This is a genomic window from Nonomuraea sp. NPDC050404 (assembly GCF_040655495.1).
Taxonomy (GTDB): Bacteria; Actinomycetota; Actinomycetes; order Streptosporangiales; family Streptosporangiaceae; genus Nonomuraea.
Map to the genome: position 1 here is coordinate 162856 of NZ_JBFAKB010000025.1, position 18057 is coordinate 180912.

At 72.4% G+C, this 18057-nt stretch carries 14 protein-coding genes; 11 read left to right on the plus strand and 3 right to left on the minus strand.

Annotation, left to right across the window (positions count from 1 at the left end; translation table 11 throughout):
• Nucleotides 1-2: 2 nt before the first annotated feature.
• The 3 genes from AB0I81_RS47930 (at nt 3) to AB0I81_RS47940 (ending at nt 5388) form a co-directional block, all read left to right on the plus strand.
• Nucleotides 3-1289 carry an oxygenase MpaB family protein gene (locus AB0I81_RS47930; RefSeq protein ID WP_360672889.1) on the plus strand — a complete coding sequence of 429 codons (1287 nt, stop codon included), beginning with the start codon at nt 3-5 and terminating at the stop codon, nt 1287-1289.
• Nucleotides 1286-4516 (plus strand): AAA family ATPase, encoded by a 3231-nt coding sequence (locus tag AB0I81_RS47935; RefSeq protein WP_360672892.1) that lies wholly within the window; start codon nt 1286-1288, stop codon nt 4514-4516. Before AB0I81_RS47930 ends, AB0I81_RS47935 begins: the two co-directional genes overlap by 4 nt.
• A gap of 107 nt (nt 4517-4623) precedes the next feature.
• Complete coding sequence (locus AB0I81_RS47940; RefSeq protein ID WP_360672895.1) at nt 4624-5388, plus strand: DUF4352 domain-containing protein; 765 nt, start codon at nt 4624-4626, stop codon at nt 5386-5388.
• A gap of 48 nt (nt 5389-5436) precedes the next feature.
• Here the strand turns inward: AB0I81_RS47940 and AB0I81_RS47945 are convergent, their stop codons facing one another.
• Both AB0I81_RS47945 and AB0I81_RS47950 read right to left on the minus strand, forming a co-directional pair.
• Nucleotides 5437-6132, minus strand: a complete 696-nt coding sequence (locus AB0I81_RS47945) for a hypothetical protein (protein ID WP_360672898.1) — start codon at nt 6130-6132, stop codon at nt 5437-5439.
• A 285-nt stretch (nt 6133-6417) separates the two neighbouring features.
• Nucleotides 6418-7164: an SDR family oxidoreductase gene (locus AB0I81_RS47950; protein ID WP_360672901.1), complete on the minus strand. Its 747-nt coding sequence runs from the start codon at nt 7162-7164 to the stop codon at nt 6418-6420.
• An 83-nt stretch (nt 7165-7247) separates the two neighbouring features.
• On the opposite strand from AB0I81_RS47950, the gene AB0I81_RS47955 reads away from it, so the two are divergent.
• Complete coding sequence (locus AB0I81_RS47955; protein WP_360672903.1) at nt 7248-8114, plus strand: DUF4352 domain-containing protein; 867 nt, start codon at nt 7248-7250, stop codon at nt 8112-8114.
• 6 nt (nt 8115-8120) lie between these two features.
• On the opposite strand, the gene AB0I81_RS47960 is transcribed toward AB0I81_RS47955, so the two are convergent.
• The gene (locus AB0I81_RS47960) at nt 8121-8810 is read right to left on the minus strand and encodes a sulfotransferase family protein (protein ID WP_360672907.1); all 690 of its coding nucleotides are present in this window, start codon (nt 8808-8810) and stop codon (nt 8121-8123) included.
• A 145-nt stretch (nt 8811-8955) separates the two neighbouring features.
• Between AB0I81_RS47960 and AB0I81_RS47965 the strand changes: the two genes are divergently transcribed.
• The 7 genes from AB0I81_RS47965 (at nt 8956) to AB0I81_RS47995 (ending at nt 18050) form a co-directional block, all read left to right on the plus strand.
• Nucleotides 8956-10545, plus strand: coding sequence for an AMP-binding protein (locus AB0I81_RS47965; RefSeq protein ID WP_360672909.1), 1590 nt, complete (start codon nt 8956-8958; stop codon nt 10543-10545).
• Between the two features lie 82 nt (nt 10546-10627).
• Nucleotides 10628-12184: an NAD(P)-binding domain-containing protein gene (locus AB0I81_RS47970; protein ID WP_360672911.1), complete on the plus strand. Its 1557-nt coding sequence runs from the start codon at nt 10628-10630 to the stop codon at nt 12182-12184.
• A 2-nt stretch (nt 12185-12186) separates the two neighbouring features.
• The gene (locus AB0I81_RS47975) at nt 12187-13305 is read left to right on the plus strand and encodes an alpha-hydroxy acid oxidase (protein WP_360672954.1); all 1119 of its coding nucleotides are present in this window, start codon (nt 12187-12189) and stop codon (nt 13303-13305) included.
• Nucleotides 13302-14639: a cytochrome P450 gene (locus AB0I81_RS47980; RefSeq protein ID WP_360672914.1), complete on the plus strand. Its 1338-nt coding sequence runs from the start codon at nt 13302-13304 to the stop codon at nt 14637-14639. The genes AB0I81_RS47975 and AB0I81_RS47980 overlap by 4 nt, the downstream gene beginning before the upstream one ends.
• Nucleotides 14636-15961, plus strand: a complete 1326-nt coding sequence (locus AB0I81_RS47985; RefSeq protein ID WP_360672917.1) for a cation:proton antiporter — start codon at nt 14636-14638, stop codon at nt 15959-15961. Before AB0I81_RS47980 ends, AB0I81_RS47985 begins: the two co-directional genes overlap by 4 nt.
• Nucleotides 15962-16059: 98 nt before the next feature.
• Complete coding sequence (locus tag AB0I81_RS47990; protein WP_360672919.1) at nt 16060-16749, plus strand: response regulator transcription factor; 690 nt, start codon at nt 16060-16062, stop codon at nt 16747-16749.
• A complete protein-coding gene (locus tag AB0I81_RS47995; protein ID WP_360672921.1) occupies nt 16746-18050 on the plus strand; it encodes a HAMP domain-containing sensor histidine kinase in 1305 nt (434 codons plus the stop codon). The genes AB0I81_RS47990 and AB0I81_RS47995 overlap by 4 nt, the downstream gene beginning before the upstream one ends.
• Nucleotides 18051-18057: the final 7 nt, after the last annotated feature.

The following is an 18057-nucleotide window of genomic DNA, read 5'->3' on the forward strand; positions in this document are numbered from 1 at the left end:
TAATGAACGAGCATGACGAGCGCTGGCCGGAGGAAAGGTTCCGGCAACTGCGGCAGCAGGCCGACCCGGACATCGACAAGGTGGTGGCCGAGTACCTGGAGGCTCAACCCGCGGGCAGGGGCGCGCTCGAACTGGTCAAGGCCGTGACCGCGGAGCTCGGGGCGGCCAAGCGGGAGGCCAGGGCCCCATCGGGCGAGCCTCCCGCCTCGGAGATCTTCGACGCGCTCGACTTCGCCAAGGACCTGCCCGAATGGGGGGACGACCGGGAACTGCTGGCCAGGGGGCAGGCGGTTTTCGCCGACTACGGGCTCTACCAGTCGGCCGCGCTGTTCTTCGCCTGCCTGCCGATGGCGTACGTGGAGGTGTCCAGCGCCAAGGTGCTGGCCGGCGTGTCCAACCTGGCCACGCACAGCCTCACCCGCCGGGTGGCGGAGACCGGGCAGATGCTGGTGGACGTGATGGGGCTGCGGGCCACCGACAGCCTGCAGCCGGGCCGTCCCGGGCACACCACGGCGATCGGGCTGCGGATCCTGCACTCGTTCGTACGGGCCCTGGTCAACGAGAAGTACGCCGACCGCTGGGACACCGGCCGCTACGGCCCGCCGGTCAACCAGGAGCTGCTGCTGGCGACGCTCTTCGACTTCTCCGTGGTGACGTGGGAGGCGTTGGAGACCATGGGCGTGGTGCTGACCGACGAGGAGCGCACCGCCCACCTCTACACCTGGAGCGTCTTCGGCCACCTCATGGGCGTCGAGGTCTGCCGCGACGGCCCGCTCACCCTCGACGACGTCGAGCCGATCAGCGCGCGCCTGGGCCGCCTGCTGGAGCCCAGCGAGGAGGGCCGCCGCCTGACGGCCATGCTGCTGAAGGAGGTCGAGGCGTTCATGCCGCTGGGCTGGCGCAAGATGCCGCGCAGCCTGGTGCACTGGATCTTCCGGGATGGCGCGCACGGCACCGACAGGGTGCCCGACCTGCTCGGCGTGCCCGCGCCCGCCTGGTGGTTCACGGCGTGCTTCGCGATGGCGCGCTCCGCCCACCGGCGAAACTCGCTGGCAGGCCCCGTGCGCCGTGTGATTCGCTGGCTGGTACGTAAGGCCGGACGGCACATCGTGGTCGCCCTGATCGACCGCCATTCCGACGGGCAGGCGCCGTTCAGGATCCCCGAGGAGTTGGCCCGCGCGTGGCGGATCAAGCAGTCGACCGGCGCGGTCAAGACCCGGGAGATCCGCCGCACCGTCCGCAGGACGCTACGAGTGCCCGCGCAGGGGCGGAAGGGGCCGCACTGGTGACCGCTCCGCATGAGCCCCGGCACGAGCCGGGCGCACTGACCACGGCGACCATCCTGTTCACCGACGTGGTGAGCTCCACCGCGCTGCGGATCAGGCTCGGCGAGGAGCGCGCCAACGTCGTCTTCCGCCGCCTCTACCAGCTGCTGCGCTCGGTGGTGACGGCCAGCGGCGCCACCTTCACCAAGAGCCTGGGCGACGGGCTGATGGCCGTGTTCGACTCGGCCACGGCCGGGCTCGACGCGATCATCGCGGTGCAGCAGGCGGTGGCCGACGAGAACGAGCGGGCCCTGGAGAAGATCTCCATCAGGGCCGCGCTGGCCGCCGGCGACGTGGCCTGGGGGCATGACGACGTCAGCGGGCTGCCGACGGTGGAGGCGGCCCGGCTGGTCGCGGTGGCCGAGGGCGGGCAGGTGCTCTGCACCGACCTGGTCAGGCGGCTGGCGCAGGGGCGCAGCAGGCATGAGTTCAAGGACCTGGGGCGGCTGCCCGGCAAGGGGCTGCGGGAGCCGCTGCACACCTACGAGCTGCACTGGCAGAGCGCCGACCACCATCTCAGCGGCGCGCTCGCGCCGTGGCTGGACGACGGCGGCGTGCTGCCCTTCCTCGGCAGGCGGGAGGAGCTGCGGGCGCTGGACGGGGAGCTGGCTGCGGCCGAGTTCGGCAGCGGGCTGGTGATCCTGGAGGGCGAGCCGGGCGTCGGCAAGACGCGGCTGGCCTCCGAGGTGGCCAGGCGGGCGCTCAAGCGGCAGTTCACGGTGCTGGCGGGGCGGTGCACGGATCCGGCGCGCAAGGCGTACGAGCCGATCGCGGGGGCCGTGGAGCGGCTGGCCCGCACCTCGCCCGCGCTGCTGCTGCGGGCCGGGGTGGACCAGCAGTGCGGCCAGCTGGTACGGCTGGCGCCCTCGCTGGCCGCGCCGCCGCTGTCGCTGGAGGTGCCGCCGGCCACCGAGCCCGTGTCCGAGCGCTACCACCTGATGGCGGCGGCGCGCACGCTGATCGAGCGCCTGGCGACCGTGCGGCCCGTGCTGCTGGTCATCGACGACCTGCAGTGGGCCACGCTGGAGTCGCTGCAGATGCTCAGCGCCCTCATGTGGGAGGCCGACTCGTTGCCGCTGCTGGTCCTGGCGACGTCGCGGCCCGTGCCGGTCGAGTCCGCGGCGCCTGTCTCGCTGCCCGACCTGCACAAGCTCACCGCGGGGGCCCGCGTCGTGCAGGTGCCGGCGTTCGGCCCGGACGAGGTCGACTCGGCCCTGGCCGAGGCGCGCGCGAGCGGCGACCCCGAGTTGCTGCACCGGATCACCGGCGGCAACGCGTTCCTGGTCAGTGAGGTGATCAGGGAGCTGGCCGCGGGCAAGGACCTGGACGCGCTGGCCGTGCCCGACTCGGTCACCCGGATGGTCATGGCCCGCATCGCCCAGCTGCACCCGGACGCCAGGGACCTGGTCAGCCTGCTGGCCGTGGGCGAGCGGATGGCCTCGGCCGTGCTGCGCCGCGGCCTGGGCCTGGACGAGGCGCGGTTCGTGGCCGCGATGGAGGAGGCCATGGGCACCGGCCTGGTGACCATGCTGGACAACGGGACCTGCCAGTTCTCCCACGAGCTGACCAGGAACGCGTTGTACGCCACGCTCTCCGCGCCGCGTACCGCGCTGCTGCACGGGCGGGTCGCCGACGCGTTGTGCGAGACCGACCCCGAGGCGATGCGGTCGCGCCCCTACGTGGTCGCCACCCACCTGCTGGCCGCCGCCGAGCAGGGCCGCGACCCGGCCAGGGTGCGCGCGGCGGCGGAGGCGGCCACGCTGGCGGCCCAGCACGCGCTGGCCGGGCTGGCCCACCGCGAGGCGGTCACCTGGTACCAGCGGGTGCTCGACCTGCTGCGCGACGTCCCCGGCGAAACCCGGGAGCGGCGCGCCGAGCTGCTGGTGGAGTGCGGCAGGGCGATGTGGCTGGCCGGGCATCCGGAGGCCGGGCGCACGCTGGCGCAGGCCGCCGAGCTGGCCAGGGAGTGCCGGCGCGACGACCTGATCGTCACCGCGGCGCTGGGCGGCGACCGGGGCTCCGGCATCTCGGCCACGCCCGACGAGGAGCGCATCGCGCTGCTCACCGAGGCGCGCAGGGTGGTCGACTCCACCGACGTCAGCACCAGGGCGCTGCTGGCCGCCCAGCTCGCCTCCGAGCTGATCTGGGCGCCCGACGGCGAGCGCCGCTTCGCGCTGAGCGACGAGGCGGTCGCCCTGGCCCGCAAGTCCGGCGACGCGCGCACGCTGGCCAGTGTGCTGGGCATGCGCAGCCTGACGATCATCCCGGCCGACCCGCTGCACCAGCGGCACCGCGACGGCGACGAGATGCTGGAGGCGGCCCGCAGGACGGGCGACGACCTGGTGTTGTTCCACGCCTACATGCAGCGCACTCCCCCGGTGCTCGACACGGGCGACGTGGCCAAGGCGGCCGTGCTGCTCGACCACGCCGAGGAGCTGACCCGCCGGCTCGGGCAGCCGCAGCTCAACTGGCTGCTCGGCTACTCCAGGGCCGGCCAGACCCTCATGCAGGGCGACCTGGCGCAGGCCGAGGCGGAGGCGGAGGCGGCGCTGCGGCTGGGCTCGGAGATCGGCCGGCGGCTGGAGGCGGTGGCCATCTACTCCGAGCAGATCGCCGAGATCCGGCGGCTGCAGGGACGGCTGTGGGAGCTGCGCGAACGACTGCGCCGCGCCGGCCGGCGGCCCCTGGTGGATCCGGTGCACGCGGTGCTGCGTTACCTGTGCGAGCTGGCGGATGAGGAGGCCGGTCCGCTGCTCGACCGCATCCTGGCGCTCGGGGGAGCCGCGCCGCCGCGCAACATGGCGCACCGGCCCGCCCTGGACAACCTGGCCGTGGCCGCCGCGCGGCTGGACCGGGTGGAGCTGGCCGGGCAGCTGTACGACTCGCTGGCCGGCGGCGGCGAGACGTTCGGGCACGGCGCGGTGGCCCACCACTGCGGGCACCACTACCTGGCGCACCTGTCCATGGCGATGGGTGAGCGGACGCGGGCGGCCGAGCACTTCGAGGCCGCGGCGGAGGTGCACGAGCGGCGCGGGGTGCCGCTCATGCTGGCCGAGTCCCTGCTCGACTGGGCCGGGCTGCTGGACGGGGGCGAGGTCGAGGGGCCCAAGCCGACGGATCTGCGCGGGTGGTGCACGACGCTGCTGGCCGGGCGCGGGGCGCTGCTGCTGGACAGGCGGCTCACTGTTTAGCGCGGCTGGGGGGCGGTTCAGCGCCAGACCGAACGGGCATTGCGCCCTTCACGGGCAGACGGCCTGGAGCATCCTTGGACGGTCCTCCTCTCCAGTGGAGCCGCGCCATGGGATACCCACAGGACCCCCGTCCTCAGCAGCAGGAACGCCCGGCGTTCGAACCGCACTCGCCGGAGCTGTACCGGCAGCGACAGCCGTACGAGTCCGGTCCCCAGTACGTCTACAGCCCGCCCACCCCGCCACATCCCCGGCCGCCGCGCCGTCGCACGGGTTTCGTCGTGGCCCTGGCCGTCGGGATCCCGCTGCTGCTGTTCGCGGGCTTCGCGACGGCCTGGCTCGTGCTGGTCGTCCCGGTCCGTGACGCGGGCCTGTCCTCCTCCGGGCAGCCGTCGCCGGGACCTACGTCCGAGGAGCCGGTGCAGGTGTTGCCCGACGGTGGTGACGGCGCGCGGACGTTGCAGAGCAAGACCGGCGAGACTCTGACGCTGAAGGGCCGGGAGGCCGGTCTGACCATGGCCGTGACGGTCAACCAGGTCTTCGACAGGGCCGAGTCGACCTACGGCCGGCAACCGCAGGGCGGCCACCGGTTCATGGCGGTGCAGCTCACGCTGACGAACAAGGGCCGCGACACCTACAACGACTCCCCGGCGATCGGGGCGGCGGTGATCGACGCCGAGTCGCAGGAGTACCCGTCGGTCGTGGCGGAGGTGAAGCAGGGCCGGCAGTTCGGCGGCACGACCTCGATCAGTCCCGGTGACACCCGCAAGGGACTGCTCGTCTTCGAGGTGCCCGAGCGGGCCAAGCTGGTGAAGTTCCAGTTCGGCCTGGACGGCGGCTACGCCGAGCAGCGCGGCGAATGGACACTCGGCTGACCATCGCCGCCCGGCCGGGCGGCCTGCGCCCGGGACACCGGCTCTCGCTCAGGATGCCGGTTGCGGTTTCAGCGTCTGACCCGCCTCGATGGCCTCGCGCACGCTCCTGGCCAGCGTCTCCTCCAGGGCCTGGCCATGAGCCTCCAGCGCGCGCATCCCCTCGGTGTCGTCGGTGTGCGCCAGCAGTGCCCGGTACTTCTCGTTGTTGTCCATCGCCTCGCGGGCGCGCAGGGCGGCGTCGGCCTCCTGTACGCGGCGGGCGTACCGCTCCAGTTGCTCCACCCTGGCCGTCACGGAGGCGACCGAGCGGCGCAGCGCCTCCTGCTGCGGCTCCAGCACGGCCATCAGCTCGGGCGTGACGACGCCGCGCATGGCGCGCTCCTGCTCTTCTTGCAGGTGCGTCTGGACCCGCAGCAACATCGCGATCTCCCAGATCTGCCGGGGCAGCAGCACCTCGTTGGCCAGTCCGTCCAGCAGGCGCCTGCGCATGGCTTGGGACGCATAGACGGACATAACCGCACTTCTGGCGCGTTCCAGGAGGGCTCGGGCAGATGGGGAGAGTTCCGGCACAAGTACGACCCGGTCCCGGTACTCGGCGCGCGAGACGCGCAACCTCGGGATGAAGGAGTCGACGATGACCAGGCGCTGCTGCTCGCTCAGGTCGGGGTCGGCCACGAAGTCCACGGTGCGCCTGACGTGGACGCGGTCCTGGGCGAGCCGGCGCTCCCTCTCCACGACGGCCATGGCCCGGCGGTTCAGCGTGTCGTGCCCGACGACCAGCGCGGCCAGGACGATCGGGAAGAGCAGGACGGTGTATAACAGGCCGTCGATTCCCACCGCCGCGTACGTGACGAAAGCGATCAGGATCGTCACCGCGCAGATCGCCACCGATAACAACGCGTACCCGCGGCCCTTGGCCACACCGTCCCCCTTCGCAAGAAGTTTCCGAAGTGTCCTGAGATTTCACAATAGCCCCCGGAAACGGGAAGATCACGGGATTGCGTCGGGCGGGATCGGCGACCCGCGTGATCAGCGCAGGTACGAGGCCCCGTTGAGGTCGAGCACGGTGCCGCTGGCCCACTCGGCGGCGGGCGAGGCCAGGTACACCACGGCCGCGGCGATCTCCTGCGGTCGCGCCACCCGGCCGAACGGGCTCTGGGCGCGGATCGCGTCGCCGCGCGGCGGCTTGAGGTGCTCGTTCGTCATGTCCGTCTCGACGAAGCCGGGCGCCACGGTGGCCACGGCGATGCCGCGCGGGGCCAGGGCCACGGCCAGCGACTGGGCCAGGGCGTTCATGCCCGCCTTGCTCGCGCCGTAGGCCGGGCCGTCGGGCTCGCCGCGGAAGGCGCCGCGCGAGGAGACGTTGACGATCCGGCCGCCGGAGGGCATGTGCCGCAGCGCGCACCAGGTCACGTTCGCCGCGCCGACCAGGTTGACGTCGAGCGTGCGCCGCCAGGCGTCCTGCCACTCCTCGTAGGAGGTCTCGGTGATGGGGTGGTGGAAGAACACGCCCGCGTTGTTCACCAGGACGTCGATGCCGCCGCCCAGCGCCCGAGCCGCCGCGTCCGCCATGTGCCTGACCTGCTCGGGGTCGGCCAGGTCGGCCCGTACGACGGCGTGTCCCCGGCCGGGCAGGCCGTCGAGCAGGTCGTCGGCCTCCTTGGCGGAGTCGCGATGGTGGATCGCGACCCTGTCCCCCTGCTCGGCGAAGGCGGCCGCGACCGCCCGCCCGATTCCTCTCGATGCTCCGGTGATGAGAATCCCGCGTCCGCTCATTCAAGGCACCTTAGGGCATGCGGGACAACCTAACGGATGGTTGGAACGTCCCAATATCCCCGTCGTCTACCAGGAGCCACGCCATGGGATACCCGCCTCCGCCGCAAAACCCGTACGGCCCGCAACACCCGCAGCAGCCCCCGTACGGACCCGTCGGGTATCCGCCTCCTCAGCCGTCCAAGTCGTCGCGCGACGCCCTGGTCGTGCTGCTCGCGATCGGCGTTCCCCTGCTGCTCCTGGGCGGGGTCGCCGCCGTGGTGATGGTGCTGACGGACACCGGCAGAAGCAGCGTGATCACCGAGGCCGACGGGCCGACCATGGTCATGCCGTCCAGCGAGCCGTTATCGAGCCCGCCGGTGCAGGGCGACCCGGCCATCCAGCCGCCGGTGGACGCGGCGGGCCAGGGCACGACGGCCGACCTGGCGGTCCAGCCGCCACCGGCGGGCGGGGCCAGCCAGCCTGCGGTCGTAGGCGGGGCGAGTCAGCCTGCTGCGGGCGGGAGCAGCCAGCCGCCCCAGGGACAGACCGGGACCACCGCCACGGTCGGCGGCTCGATCACCCTCCAGGGCATCGACCCCGGCCTCAAGATGACCGTGACCCTGAACCGTCTCGTGAACCCGGCCACCTCGGCCAACCAGTTCTCCAAGCCGAAGACCGGTAACAAGTTCGTGGCCGTGGAGGTCACGCTCGCCAACTCGGGGCAGGCCGTCTACAGCAGCTCCCCGACGGGCGGCGTCTGGCTCATCGACGGCGAGCTCCAGCAGCACCGCCCCTCCTATCAAGAGGTCAGCGAGGGCCAGGGCTTCGGCGGCAACGCGACGATCAACGTGGGCGACTCGCGCAAAGGCATGATCGTGTTCGAGGTGCCGGAGACGGCGCGGCTCACCAAGTTCCAGTTCGGCCTGGACGGCGGGTTCGCCGATCAGAAGGGCGAGTGGACGCTCTCATGACGGGCGTCAGCGCCCGCGCAGGATCAACCGGGCCAACCGGCGCGGACGCTTGCGCCGGAACGCCACCCGCTCGTTGACCTGCGGATACGGCACCTCGGGCACCGGCACCCCGAGGAACGAGCACAGCGGCCCCCATCCGTCCCCCGCCTCGAACACCAGCAGCCTCCCGGCCGGGATCGCCGCCCTGACCTCGGCGATGTGCCGCTCGTAGACGCCGATGACATGGTCGCGGTCGTCGATGCGCCCGTCGAAGACGCGGTCGATGAAGGTCGCCCTGGCCATCCGCGGGTACAGGGCGAAGTCGGGCGACCGCCACGCCACCAGCCGCCGGATCACGCGGCGGCGCAGCGGCGGCCGGCCCCGCTGCTCCAGCGCGCTGCGGAAGATGGTCTCCCGGACGCTGTCGTACCAGCGCCCGGGATCGCGGACGGTGAGGATGACCTTGGCGTCGGGATAGTGCCCGGCCAGCTCCCGCCAGTACGCCGACGCGGGCCAGTCGAGTGCCGACCGGAACCCCGCGAACAGCGCGTCCCAGTCCCGGGAGCGGCCCTCGCCGACGTCGAGCCACTGCCGCACCCGGTACGGCTCCGCGATCACCGACGACATGTGGTAACAGGGCCCGAAGCCCAGCAGTTCCAGCGCCGCCTTCATGGATCTCGTCCCCGTGCGGCCGAAGCCCGCGCCGATCACCTGCACTTGGTGCCCACCTCTGATCCGGCTCTGATGTGCGGTGCCTAGCGTTCGCACCAAATCCCGTTATACGACGGCATCAGGCATTCGGGAATGGCCACTAATACGCCCCAGTAGTCCGCCCATATCGTCCGCACAGAGGAGCCCGACCATGCTCTTCCCGCACCCCCTGCTCGAAGAGCTGCGCGCCGCCCCCGCGCGCCCGGCCTTCGAGCACGGCGACAGGATCGTCTCCCGCGGCGAGCTGCTGGAGCTCATCGGCCGCCTGGCGGGCGCGCTGCGTGAGGCGGGCCTCGGTCCCGGCCGGGCGATCGCCGTGCGCACGGAGCTCACCCCGGAGGCGTTCGCAGCGCACATGGCCGCGCACACGCTGGGCTGCCGCGTCGTCGGCATCCGGCCCGGCTACCCGCCGGGGCAGCTCGCCCACGTGCTCGGCCTGGACCTCGACGCCGTCCTCGTGGACCCGGCCACGGCCACGCCGCAACTGCTCGGGGCCACCGGGACACCGCTGTCGCTCGGCCCCGTGCCGGGGGCGCACGACGTGCTGGCCCATCAGGGCAGTCCCGTGCCGGGCGCGCACGACGTGCTGGCCCATCAGGGCGGTCCCGCGCCGGGCGCGCACGACCTACCGGCCCGTCAGGGCGCGTACGACATGCCGGCCGTGACCGTCCGGCCGGAGGATGTGGCCGCGCTGACCTTCACCAGCGGCAGCACCGGCCGGCCCAAGGGCTGCGCGATCACCTACGGGGCGCTCAGCGAGCACTGGGCGTGGCAGCCGCGCGTGTGGGGGCCGGTGGCGGCCGAGCTGGCGCGGGGCTTCGAGCGTTACCTGCTGTTCGGCACGCTGGCCAGCATGGTGGTGCTGGAGTTCCTGGCGCCGTGCCTGCTGGGCGGGGGCACGGCGGTGATCCCGGTGGACGACGGGCGGCCGGTGTTCCCGTACGCGATCGAGCGGCACCGCATCACCGGGTCGATCATCACGGTGCCCCGGCTGTTCCAGATGATGGAGCTGCTGGATGAGGCCGACGTGTCGAGCCTGCGGGCGCTGATGGTGTCGGGCTCGCCGATCAACCCCCGCCGGCTGGCGGCGGCCGCGGCGCGGCTCGGCCCGGTGCTCTACCAGGGGTACGGGCAGACCGAGGCGGGCAACATCGCCATGCTCACGCCCGCGCACATCGCCGCGGGCGTCGTGGCCCCCGTCGGGCTGCCGCATCCGGGGGTGGAGCTGAGCGTGCGGGACGAGGAAGGTGCCGACCTGCCGCCGGGGCGGACGGGTGAGATCTGCGTGCGCAGCCCGTACATCATGGCGGGGTACTGGGGTGACGCGACGGAGACCCGAGACACGCTGCGGGACGGCTGGTTGCGCACCCGCGACCTCGGCCACGTGGACGCGGCCGGCTTCCTGCACCTGGAGGGGCGCTCGCGCGACGTCGTCATGGTCAACGCGATGGTCGTGTACGCGGGCCCGATCGAGCGCGTGCTGACCGGCCACCCCGACGTGGACGAGGCGTACGTGCTGGGCACGCCAGACGAGGCCACCGGGGAGGCCGTGCACGCGTTCGTGGTGCCCGCGCCCGGCAGGGTGCCCGAGCAGGCCACTCTGGCCGCGCTGGTACGGGCCGAGCTGGGCGCGGACAGTGTGCCCAAGACGATCACGGTGGTGCCCGGCGTACCGGTCGCGACCAGCGGAAAGCCCGACAAGCGGGCCCTGCTGGCCCGGCACGGAGAGGGCGTTTTCTGAGCAATCTCTGAGAATTGTGCGCCAACACTGACGTTGCTCATTCAGTGCCCTTTCAATCACTTCGCTGTGACGGAGGCGTTCAGTGGCGGACAATTCCCTGGACTATCTGGTGATCGGCGCCGGGCCCGCGGGCCTTCAGCTCGGCTACTTCCTGCACCGGGCGGGCCGTAAGTACCTGATCCTGGAGGCGGGTCCCGGGCCGAGCCAGTTCTTTCACACCTTCCCGCGCCATCGCACGCTGATCTCGATCAACAAGAAGCACACCGGGTGGGACGACCCGGAGCTCAACCTGCGGATGGACTGGAACTCGTTGTTGTCGGACGACCCCGGCCTGCTGTTCACGCACTACAGCGACCGGTACTTCCCGCACGCCGACGACATGGTCCGCTACCTCGGCGACTTCGCCAAGGCGTGCGGGCTGCGCATCGCCTACGACTCGCGCGTGGCCCGCGTGGAGCGGCCGGGGCCCTTCCGCGTGACGACCGCCGACGGCCGCACGTACGAGGCCAAGCGGGTCATCATGGCGACCGGCGTGTCCCGGCCCAACATCCCGCCCATCCCGGGCATCGAGACCGCCGACCTGTACGGCACCGCCTCCACCGACCCCGCCGACTACCTCAACCAGCGGGTGCTCATCATCGGCAAGGGCAACTCGGCCTTCGAGACGGCCGACAACCTGGTCGAGACGGCCGCGGTCATCCACGTGGCGGGGCCCCACTCGATCCGCATGGCCTGGCGCACCCACTTCGTCGGCCACCTGCGGGCGGTCAACAACAACCTGCTCGACTCCTACCAGCTCAAGTCCCAGAACGCGGTGCTGGACGGCGACGTCAAGCGCATCGAGCGGCGGCCGGACGGCACGTACCTGGTGACGGTGTCGTTCGCCCGGGTGGACGAGGTCACCAAGGACATCCCGTACGACCGGGTGATCGCCTGCACCGGGTTCCGCTTCGACGCCTCGATCTTCGCCGACGAGTGCCGCCCCGACCTGGTGATCAACGACCGGTTCCCGGCGCTCACGCCCGCGTACGAGTCGGTCAGCGTGCCCGACCTGTACTTCGCCGGAACGATCACCCAGTCGCGCGACTTCAAGCGCGGCACGAGCGGCTTCATCCACGGCTTCAGGTACGGCGTGCGCGCCCTGCACCGCATCCTGGAGCAGCGCTACCACGACGTCGCCTGGCCGGCCAGGCACCTCGCCGCGACCCCGATGGCGATGGCGGCGGCGGTCATCGAGCGGGTCAACCGCGCCTCGGCGCTGTGGCAGCAGTTCGGCCTGCTGGCCGACATGATCGTGATCGACGACGTGGACGCCCGCTACCTGGAGGAGTTGCCGCACGACCTGCAGGGTCCCCCGATCGGCGACCGCGGCCACTTCGCGATCACCCTGGAGTACGGGCCCGGTCACGACCAGGTGGACCCCTTCGACATCGAGGTCGGCCGGATCAGCCAGCGCGACTCGGCGCGCGCCCACGAGGGCCACTACCTGCACCCGGTCGTCCGCCACCACCTGCCGGGCGGGGAGGTCGTCGCCCACCACATCACCGAGAACCTGGAGAACGAGTGGGACTCCCCTGAGGTCCACGTCGAGCCCCTGCGCGCCTTCTTCGCCCGCCGGACCGCCTCGATCCCGGCGTGACGATGAACGCGCGGAGCCTGCGTGAGTTCGAGATCGCGGCGCGTGAACGCCTCGACCCCGCGCACTACGACTACTTCGCCGGCGGGGCCGGGGACGAGGTCACCGTGGGCGACAACGAGGCCGCGTTCGGGCGGCTGCGGCTGGTGCCCCGGGTGCTGCGTGGCGCCGCGAAGCTGCAGACCGGCGTGACCCTGCTGGGCAGCCGCGCGGCGATGCCGGTGCTGGTGGCGCCGACGGCGTTCCACCGGCTGGCCGACCCGGAGGGCGAGCGGGCCACCGCGCGGGCCGCCGCCGCCACCGAGACGATCATGATCGTGAGCATGGCCGCCACGGTCGCGATCGAGGAGGTGGCGGCGGCCGCGCCCGGCGCGGAGTTGTGGTTCCAGCTGTACGTGCAGCCGGACCTCGCCTTCACCGAGCGGATCGTCCGCCGCGCCGAGGCGGCCGGCTGCAAGGCGCTGGTGGTCACGGTGGACTCGCCCGTGCTGGGTGTGCGGGAGCGGGACCTGCGCAACGGCTTCCACGACCTGCCCGCGCAGCTGGCCTGCGAGAACCTGCGGGACGGCGGCCGGGTCCGGCCGATCGTGATGTGGCCGGAGTTGTCGTGGGAGCACCTGGGCGCGCTGCGGCGCATGACGGCGCTGCCCATCGTGCTCAAGGGCGTCACGCACCCGGCCGACGCGCGGCTCGCGCTCGACCACGGCGTCGCGGCGATCATGGTGTCCAACCACGGCGGGCGGCAGCTCGACGGGGTGCCCGCCACGATCGACCTGCTGCCGGACATCGCGGCGGAGGTGGGCGGGGCGGTGCCGGTGCTGCTGGACGGCGGCGTGCGGCGCGGCACCGACGTGCTCAAGGCGCTGGCGCTGGGCGCGGCCGCCGTCGCGGTCGGCCGGCCCGTGTTGTGGGGCCTGGCGGCGGACGGCGAGCGGGGCGTGGCCGGCGTGCTCGGCCTGCTGCGCGCGGAGGTCGAGCACGCCCTCGCACTGTGCGGGTGCGCCTGCGTGCAGGACCTCGAACCGGACATGGTGCGGGTGTACGGCGACCGCCGTCTCGAACCGGGCATGGTGCGGGCGTACGGCGACCGCCGTCACGAACCGGGTGTGGTGCGACGGTCATGATGATGCCGATCCTGCTGGTGGCCGGGGTCGCGGCCGTCGTCCTGAGCCTGCCGTGGTGGTTGCCGGCCAGGGTCGTGGCGCTGCGGATCCGCGTGTTCGAGCGGATCAACGGCCCGGACGGCATCCCCGTGCCCGGCGACCTCGTCGGCGTCGAGCGCTTCAGGGAGGTGTACTCCCACCCGGCCGCCGGCGGCCGCAGCAAGGGCGCGGCGCTGTCGGACCTGTTCTGGTACTGGCTCTCGCCGGGCCCCGAGATGCACCAGGAGCACCTGGAGGCGGGCGACCGCTACGACGCCGTGGCCAGGGTCACCCGCGGCCTGCTGGCCGTGCGCCGCGCGGAGGCCGCGGAACTGGCCGCCCGCTGCGCGGCCCGCGCGCTGGACGGCCGGCGCGGCCTGGTCCGGCTGCGGGACCTGATGATGCCGCTGTGGGCCGAGTTCTCCTACGAGCTCGTCTTCGCCGAGCCCTGCCCGCGCGAGGCCCGCGACCTCATCGCGCGCAACGCGGGCGACGTCGTCACCTCGCTCAAGTGCACGGGCCTGCGGCACATGGGACGCCGTCGCCGGCTGACCCGCTACCTGCTCGGCAGGCTGTCCCGGGTGCGCCTGCCGCTGCCCGGCGGCCTGACGCCGCGGCAGCAGGCGTACTACCTGCAAGGGGCCTTCTTCAACACCGCCGTCGTGCAGATGTCGGAGGCCATGGCGCACCTGCTGCTGGTCCTCGCGCGGCATCCCGAGGTCCAGGAAAGGGCGCGTACGGGCGACGACCGCTACCTCGACCAGGTGATCGCCGAGACGATGCGGCTCTACCCGCTGTTCGGCATCGCCCACCGCATCACCACCGGCGACATCCCGCTCGACGAGCGCACCACGATCCCCGCCGGCTCGGTGCTCTGCTTCAACTACCCGCAGTTCCACCGCACCGGGTTCACCGACCCGGACCGCTTCGACCCTGACCGCTTCGACCGGCCGGGCGCGAAGGACCTCAACCACATCCCGTTCGGCGTCGCGGCCAACCGGCCGTGCCCGGCCTGGCGGATCGCGCCGATCGCGATGCGGGCGGTGGCACGTGAGGTGCTGGACCGCTACCGGCTCGACTCCTCCGTCTCCCACACCAGGTCCCTGCCGAACCGCGGGCCCTGCCTGCTCACCCCGCTCGGCGCTGCGCACCGGCCGCGTCCCGCGCTGGCGTACCTGCGGGTGCGCGACCGCTGGGAGGACGTCTGGCGCAGCCTCGTGCAGCTCGTCCTCGGCACGTACATGGTGTGGGACGCGCGCAGGCAGCGGCTGTGCGAACGCCATTTCACCGCTGAAGCTCACGGAGAGAAGACATGACCGTCCTGGCCCACGTCGTACCCCCTGATCCGAACCTCGCCATCATGCTCAAGGTGTTCCCCGCGCTCGTGGTGATCCTGATCACCTCGCAGATCTGCGGGCGGCTGGCCCAGATGGTGATGCAGCCGCGTGTGCTCGGGGAGATGGTCGCCGGCGTGCTGCTCGGCCCCACGCTCTTCGGCTGGTTGTTCCCCGAGGCGCAGGCGGCGCTGTTCCCGCCGGAGGTCAGACCCGTTCTCTACGTGCTCAGCACCATCGGCCTGACCCTCTACATGTTCCTGGTCGGGGCGGGCATCGACCACGGCGGCGGGCGGCCGGGCGAGATCCGCAACGCCGCCACGCTGGCCGCCTCGGGGATCCTGCCCTCCCTGCTGCTCGGCGCGGGCGTGGGCTTCCTGCTGTACGACCTGCTCTCGCTGCCCGACGTGTCCCCGTTCCAGTTCGCCCTGTTCGTCGGGGGCGCGCTGTCGCTGACCGCCTTCCCCATGCTGGCCAGGATCCTGTACGAGCGGAACCTGGAGCAGAGCCAGATCGGCCGCCTCACCCTGCTGGCCGCCTCCATCGACGACGCCCTGGCCTGGTGCATCCTGGCGATCCTGTCGGCCATGCACCTCGGCAGCGGCGCCGGCGGCGCGCTGCCCACGATCGGCCTGACCCTGGGGTTCGCCGTCATCATGCTGAAGGTGGTCGCTCCCCTGCTGCGCCCGATGGGCAGGACCGTGGCGCGGACCGGCCGGTTCGGCCCCGGGGCCATGTACGCCGTCATCCTCATCCCGCTCACGGCCGGCTGGCTGACCGACTGGATCGGCGTCTACTCCGTCTTCGGCGGCTTCCTCGCGGGTCTGGCCATGCCCCGCGACGCGGCCTTCCGCCAGGCGCTGCACGGCCGCATGATGGAGATCGTCTCGACGCTGCTGCTGCCCACGTTCTTCACCTTCTCCGGGCTGAACACCCAGCTCGGCGGCATCGCGGGCGGCGCCATGCTGCTGGCGTTCGGGCTGATCCTGCTGGCCGGGTTCTGCGGCAAGTACTTCGGCTGCGCGCTGGCGATGAAGGGGATCGGGTTCAGCTGGCGGGAGTCGTACGCGGTGGGCGGGCTGATGAACGCGCGCGGCCTGATGATCCTCATCTTCATCAACATCGGCCTGGCCCAGGGCATGATCACGCAGGAGCTGTTCGCCATGCTGGTGCTGGTGGCCGTGCTCACCACCGCCGGCGCCCTGCCCCTGTACAAGCTCGCCCTGCCCGACCGGCTCGAAGCCGGCACCAGGTCCGAACCCGCGCAGGAGCGGCCAGTAGAGATCGAAGTCAGGTCCAATTAGTGGCGAACGTCCAGGTAGCGGCCGGTACGTCACTGAACGGGAGGGCCAATCACAGAGTGGACCTGGTAAATACGCGACAGTGGTGTAACGGTTGGGGCGTGGCTGGGACATCAGGCGCTGCCGGGCTGCCCACGCGGCGGTTGTTGCTCGTCGAGGACGACCGCGAACTGGGCACGATGCTGGTCGGCCTGTTCACCGAGCAGGGCTACGCGATCGACCTGGCGCTTGAAGGGCAGCGGGGGCTGCACCTGGGGCTGAGCCGCGCGTACGACGTGCTCATCGTCGACCGCGGCCTGCCCAGCCTCGACGGGATCGACCTGGTACGGCGGCTGCGCCGGCAGGCGGTCACCGTGCCGGTGCTCGTGCTCACCGCCTTCGGCTCGGTCGCCGACCGGGTCGCCGGGCTGGACGCGGGCGCGGAGGACTACCTCATCAAACCCTTCGACATCGACGAGTTGCTGGCCAGGGTGCGCGCGCTGCACCGCCGCAACCTGGACCAGGCCCGGCTGTTGCCGCTGGGCGCGGGCTGGCTGGACGCCGAGGCCCACATCGTCCGCCTGCCGACCGGTGAGCAGGTGACGCTGTCGGGCCAGGAGTGCCGGCTGCTCAGCGCGCTGGCGGCGCGGCCCCGGCAGGTGCACACCCGCAGGTCGCTGCGCCAGCGGGTCTTCGACGGAGCTAACAAGGAATCCATCGTGGACACGTACGTGTACTACCTGCGCAACAAGCTCGGACCCGGAGTCGTGTGCACCGTGCGAGGTGTGGGCTACCGCCTGGGTGAGTTGTGACCGCGCCGGGCCGCCTGTCCGACGGCCGCCCGCCGCGGCTGCCCGATCCCGACCGGCGGCTGCTCGGCCGCGCCAGGCGGCGCATCACCGTTCAGGTCGCGGGTGCGATCTCCGTGGTGCTCGCGCTGGTCGGCGTGCTGGTCTGGTGCTCCATGGTGCACGGCCAGGGCACCGCGGCGGCGCGCGACCTGGCCTCCGCCGCGCAGCGCTCCCCCGTCGACTACCCGCCGCCCTGCGTGTGGCTGTACGAGCTGCGCGCCGACGGCACCCTGCGCGGCTCGCCCGGCGCCCCGGCGGCGCTGCCCGTACGGGCCGCGCTCGGCCTGGTGGCCGCCACCGGCAGGGCGGAGACCTCGCAGGTCACGGTGGCGGGCCGGGAATACCTCGTGTACACCAGCAGGCGCGGCGGCGTGACCGTCCAGGCCGCCATGGACCTGCGTTACCAGGTCGCCGAGCGGCAGCGGCTGCTGCGTACCCTGCTCGGTTCGGAGGTCGCGGGGCTGCTGGCCGCGCTGCTGGTCGGCCAGGTCGTCTCCCGCCGCGCGATCGCGCCGCTGGGCGAGGCCCTGACCAGGCAGCGCCGCTTCGCCGCCGACGTCAGCCACGAGCTGCGCACGCCGCTGACCCGGCTGCACACCCGCGCCCAGCTCCTGTCGCGGCGGATGCGCGGCGGGACCGACCCGATCCTGCTCATCGACGAGGTGGACCAGCTCGTCACCGGCACCAGGCAGCTCGGCGAGGTCGTGGAGGACCTGCTGCGCTCGGCCCAGTTCAAGCAGCTCCGTAGGCCCTTCGGCCCGGTGGATCTGGCCGTGCTGGCCGCCGAGCTGGCCGTGGCCGAGGACGCCAGGGCCGGTGCCCAGGGGGTGAGCATCGAGGTGCGCTGCGACGGGCCCGGCGATCACGTCGTACGCGGTGTGGAGTCCGCGCTGCGGCGGGTGATCTCGGCCCTGCTGGACAACGCGCTTGGTCACACGAGGGCGGGCGGGCACATCTGGGTGACGCTGGCCGGCGAGCCCGGCGCGGTGCGGCTCACCGTCAGGGACGACGGCGTCGGGCTGGATCCGGGGGACGCCGAGCGGCTGTTCACCCGGTTTGAAGGGGCCGGGTACGGGCTGGGGCTGGCCCTCGTACGGGAGGTGGTGGACGGCCACAACGGCACGATCACCGCCGACGGGGTGCCCGGCGCGGGTGCGACGTTCACCGTGCGGCTGCCCGCGGAGCCCGCGCGAAACCGCCTGACCGCCCCGGTCACCCCCGAACCTGCCAGGGAGAGGTATCAGCCGCCGCTGCCCGGGTAGTTCTGAG

What these genes read in the sequence shown, in the direction of transcription:
- AB0I81_RS47930 (WP_360672889.1), top strand. Translation starts at nt 3, where the DNA reads ATGAACGAGCATGACGAGCGCTGGCCGGAGGAAAGGTTCCGGCAACTG.
- AB0I81_RS47980 (WP_360672914.1), top strand. Translation starts at nt 13,302, where the DNA reads ATGATGATGCCGATCCTGCTGGTGGCCGGGGTCGCGGCCGTCGTCCTG.
- AB0I81_RS47985 (WP_360672917.1), top strand. Translation starts at nt 14,636, where the DNA reads ATGACCGTCCTGGCCCACGTCGTACCCCCTGATCCGAACCTCGCCATC.
- AB0I81_RS47940 (WP_360672895.1), top strand. Translation starts at nt 4,624, where the DNA reads ATGGGATACCCACAGGACCCCCGTCCTCAGCAGCAGGAACGCCCGGCG.
- AB0I81_RS47965 (WP_360672909.1), top strand. Translation starts at nt 8,956, where the DNA reads ATGCTCTTCCCGCACCCCCTGCTCGAAGAGCTGCGCGCCGCCCCCGCG.
- AB0I81_RS47950 (WP_360672901.1), bottom strand. Translation starts at nt 7,164, where the DNA reads ATGAGCGGACGCGGGATTCTCATCACCGGAGCATCGAGAGGAATCGGG.
- AB0I81_RS47975 (WP_360672954.1), top strand. Translation starts at nt 12,187, where the DNA reads ATGAACGCGCGGAGCCTGCGTGAGTTCGAGATCGCGGCGCGTGAACGC.
- AB0I81_RS47945 (WP_360672898.1), bottom strand. Translation starts at nt 6,132, where the DNA reads ATGGCCGTCGTGGAGAGGGAGCGCCGGCTCGCCCAGGACCGCGTCCAC.
- AB0I81_RS47955 (WP_360672903.1), top strand. Translation starts at nt 7,248, where the DNA reads ATGGGATACCCGCCTCCGCCGCAAAACCCGTACGGCCCGCAACACCCG.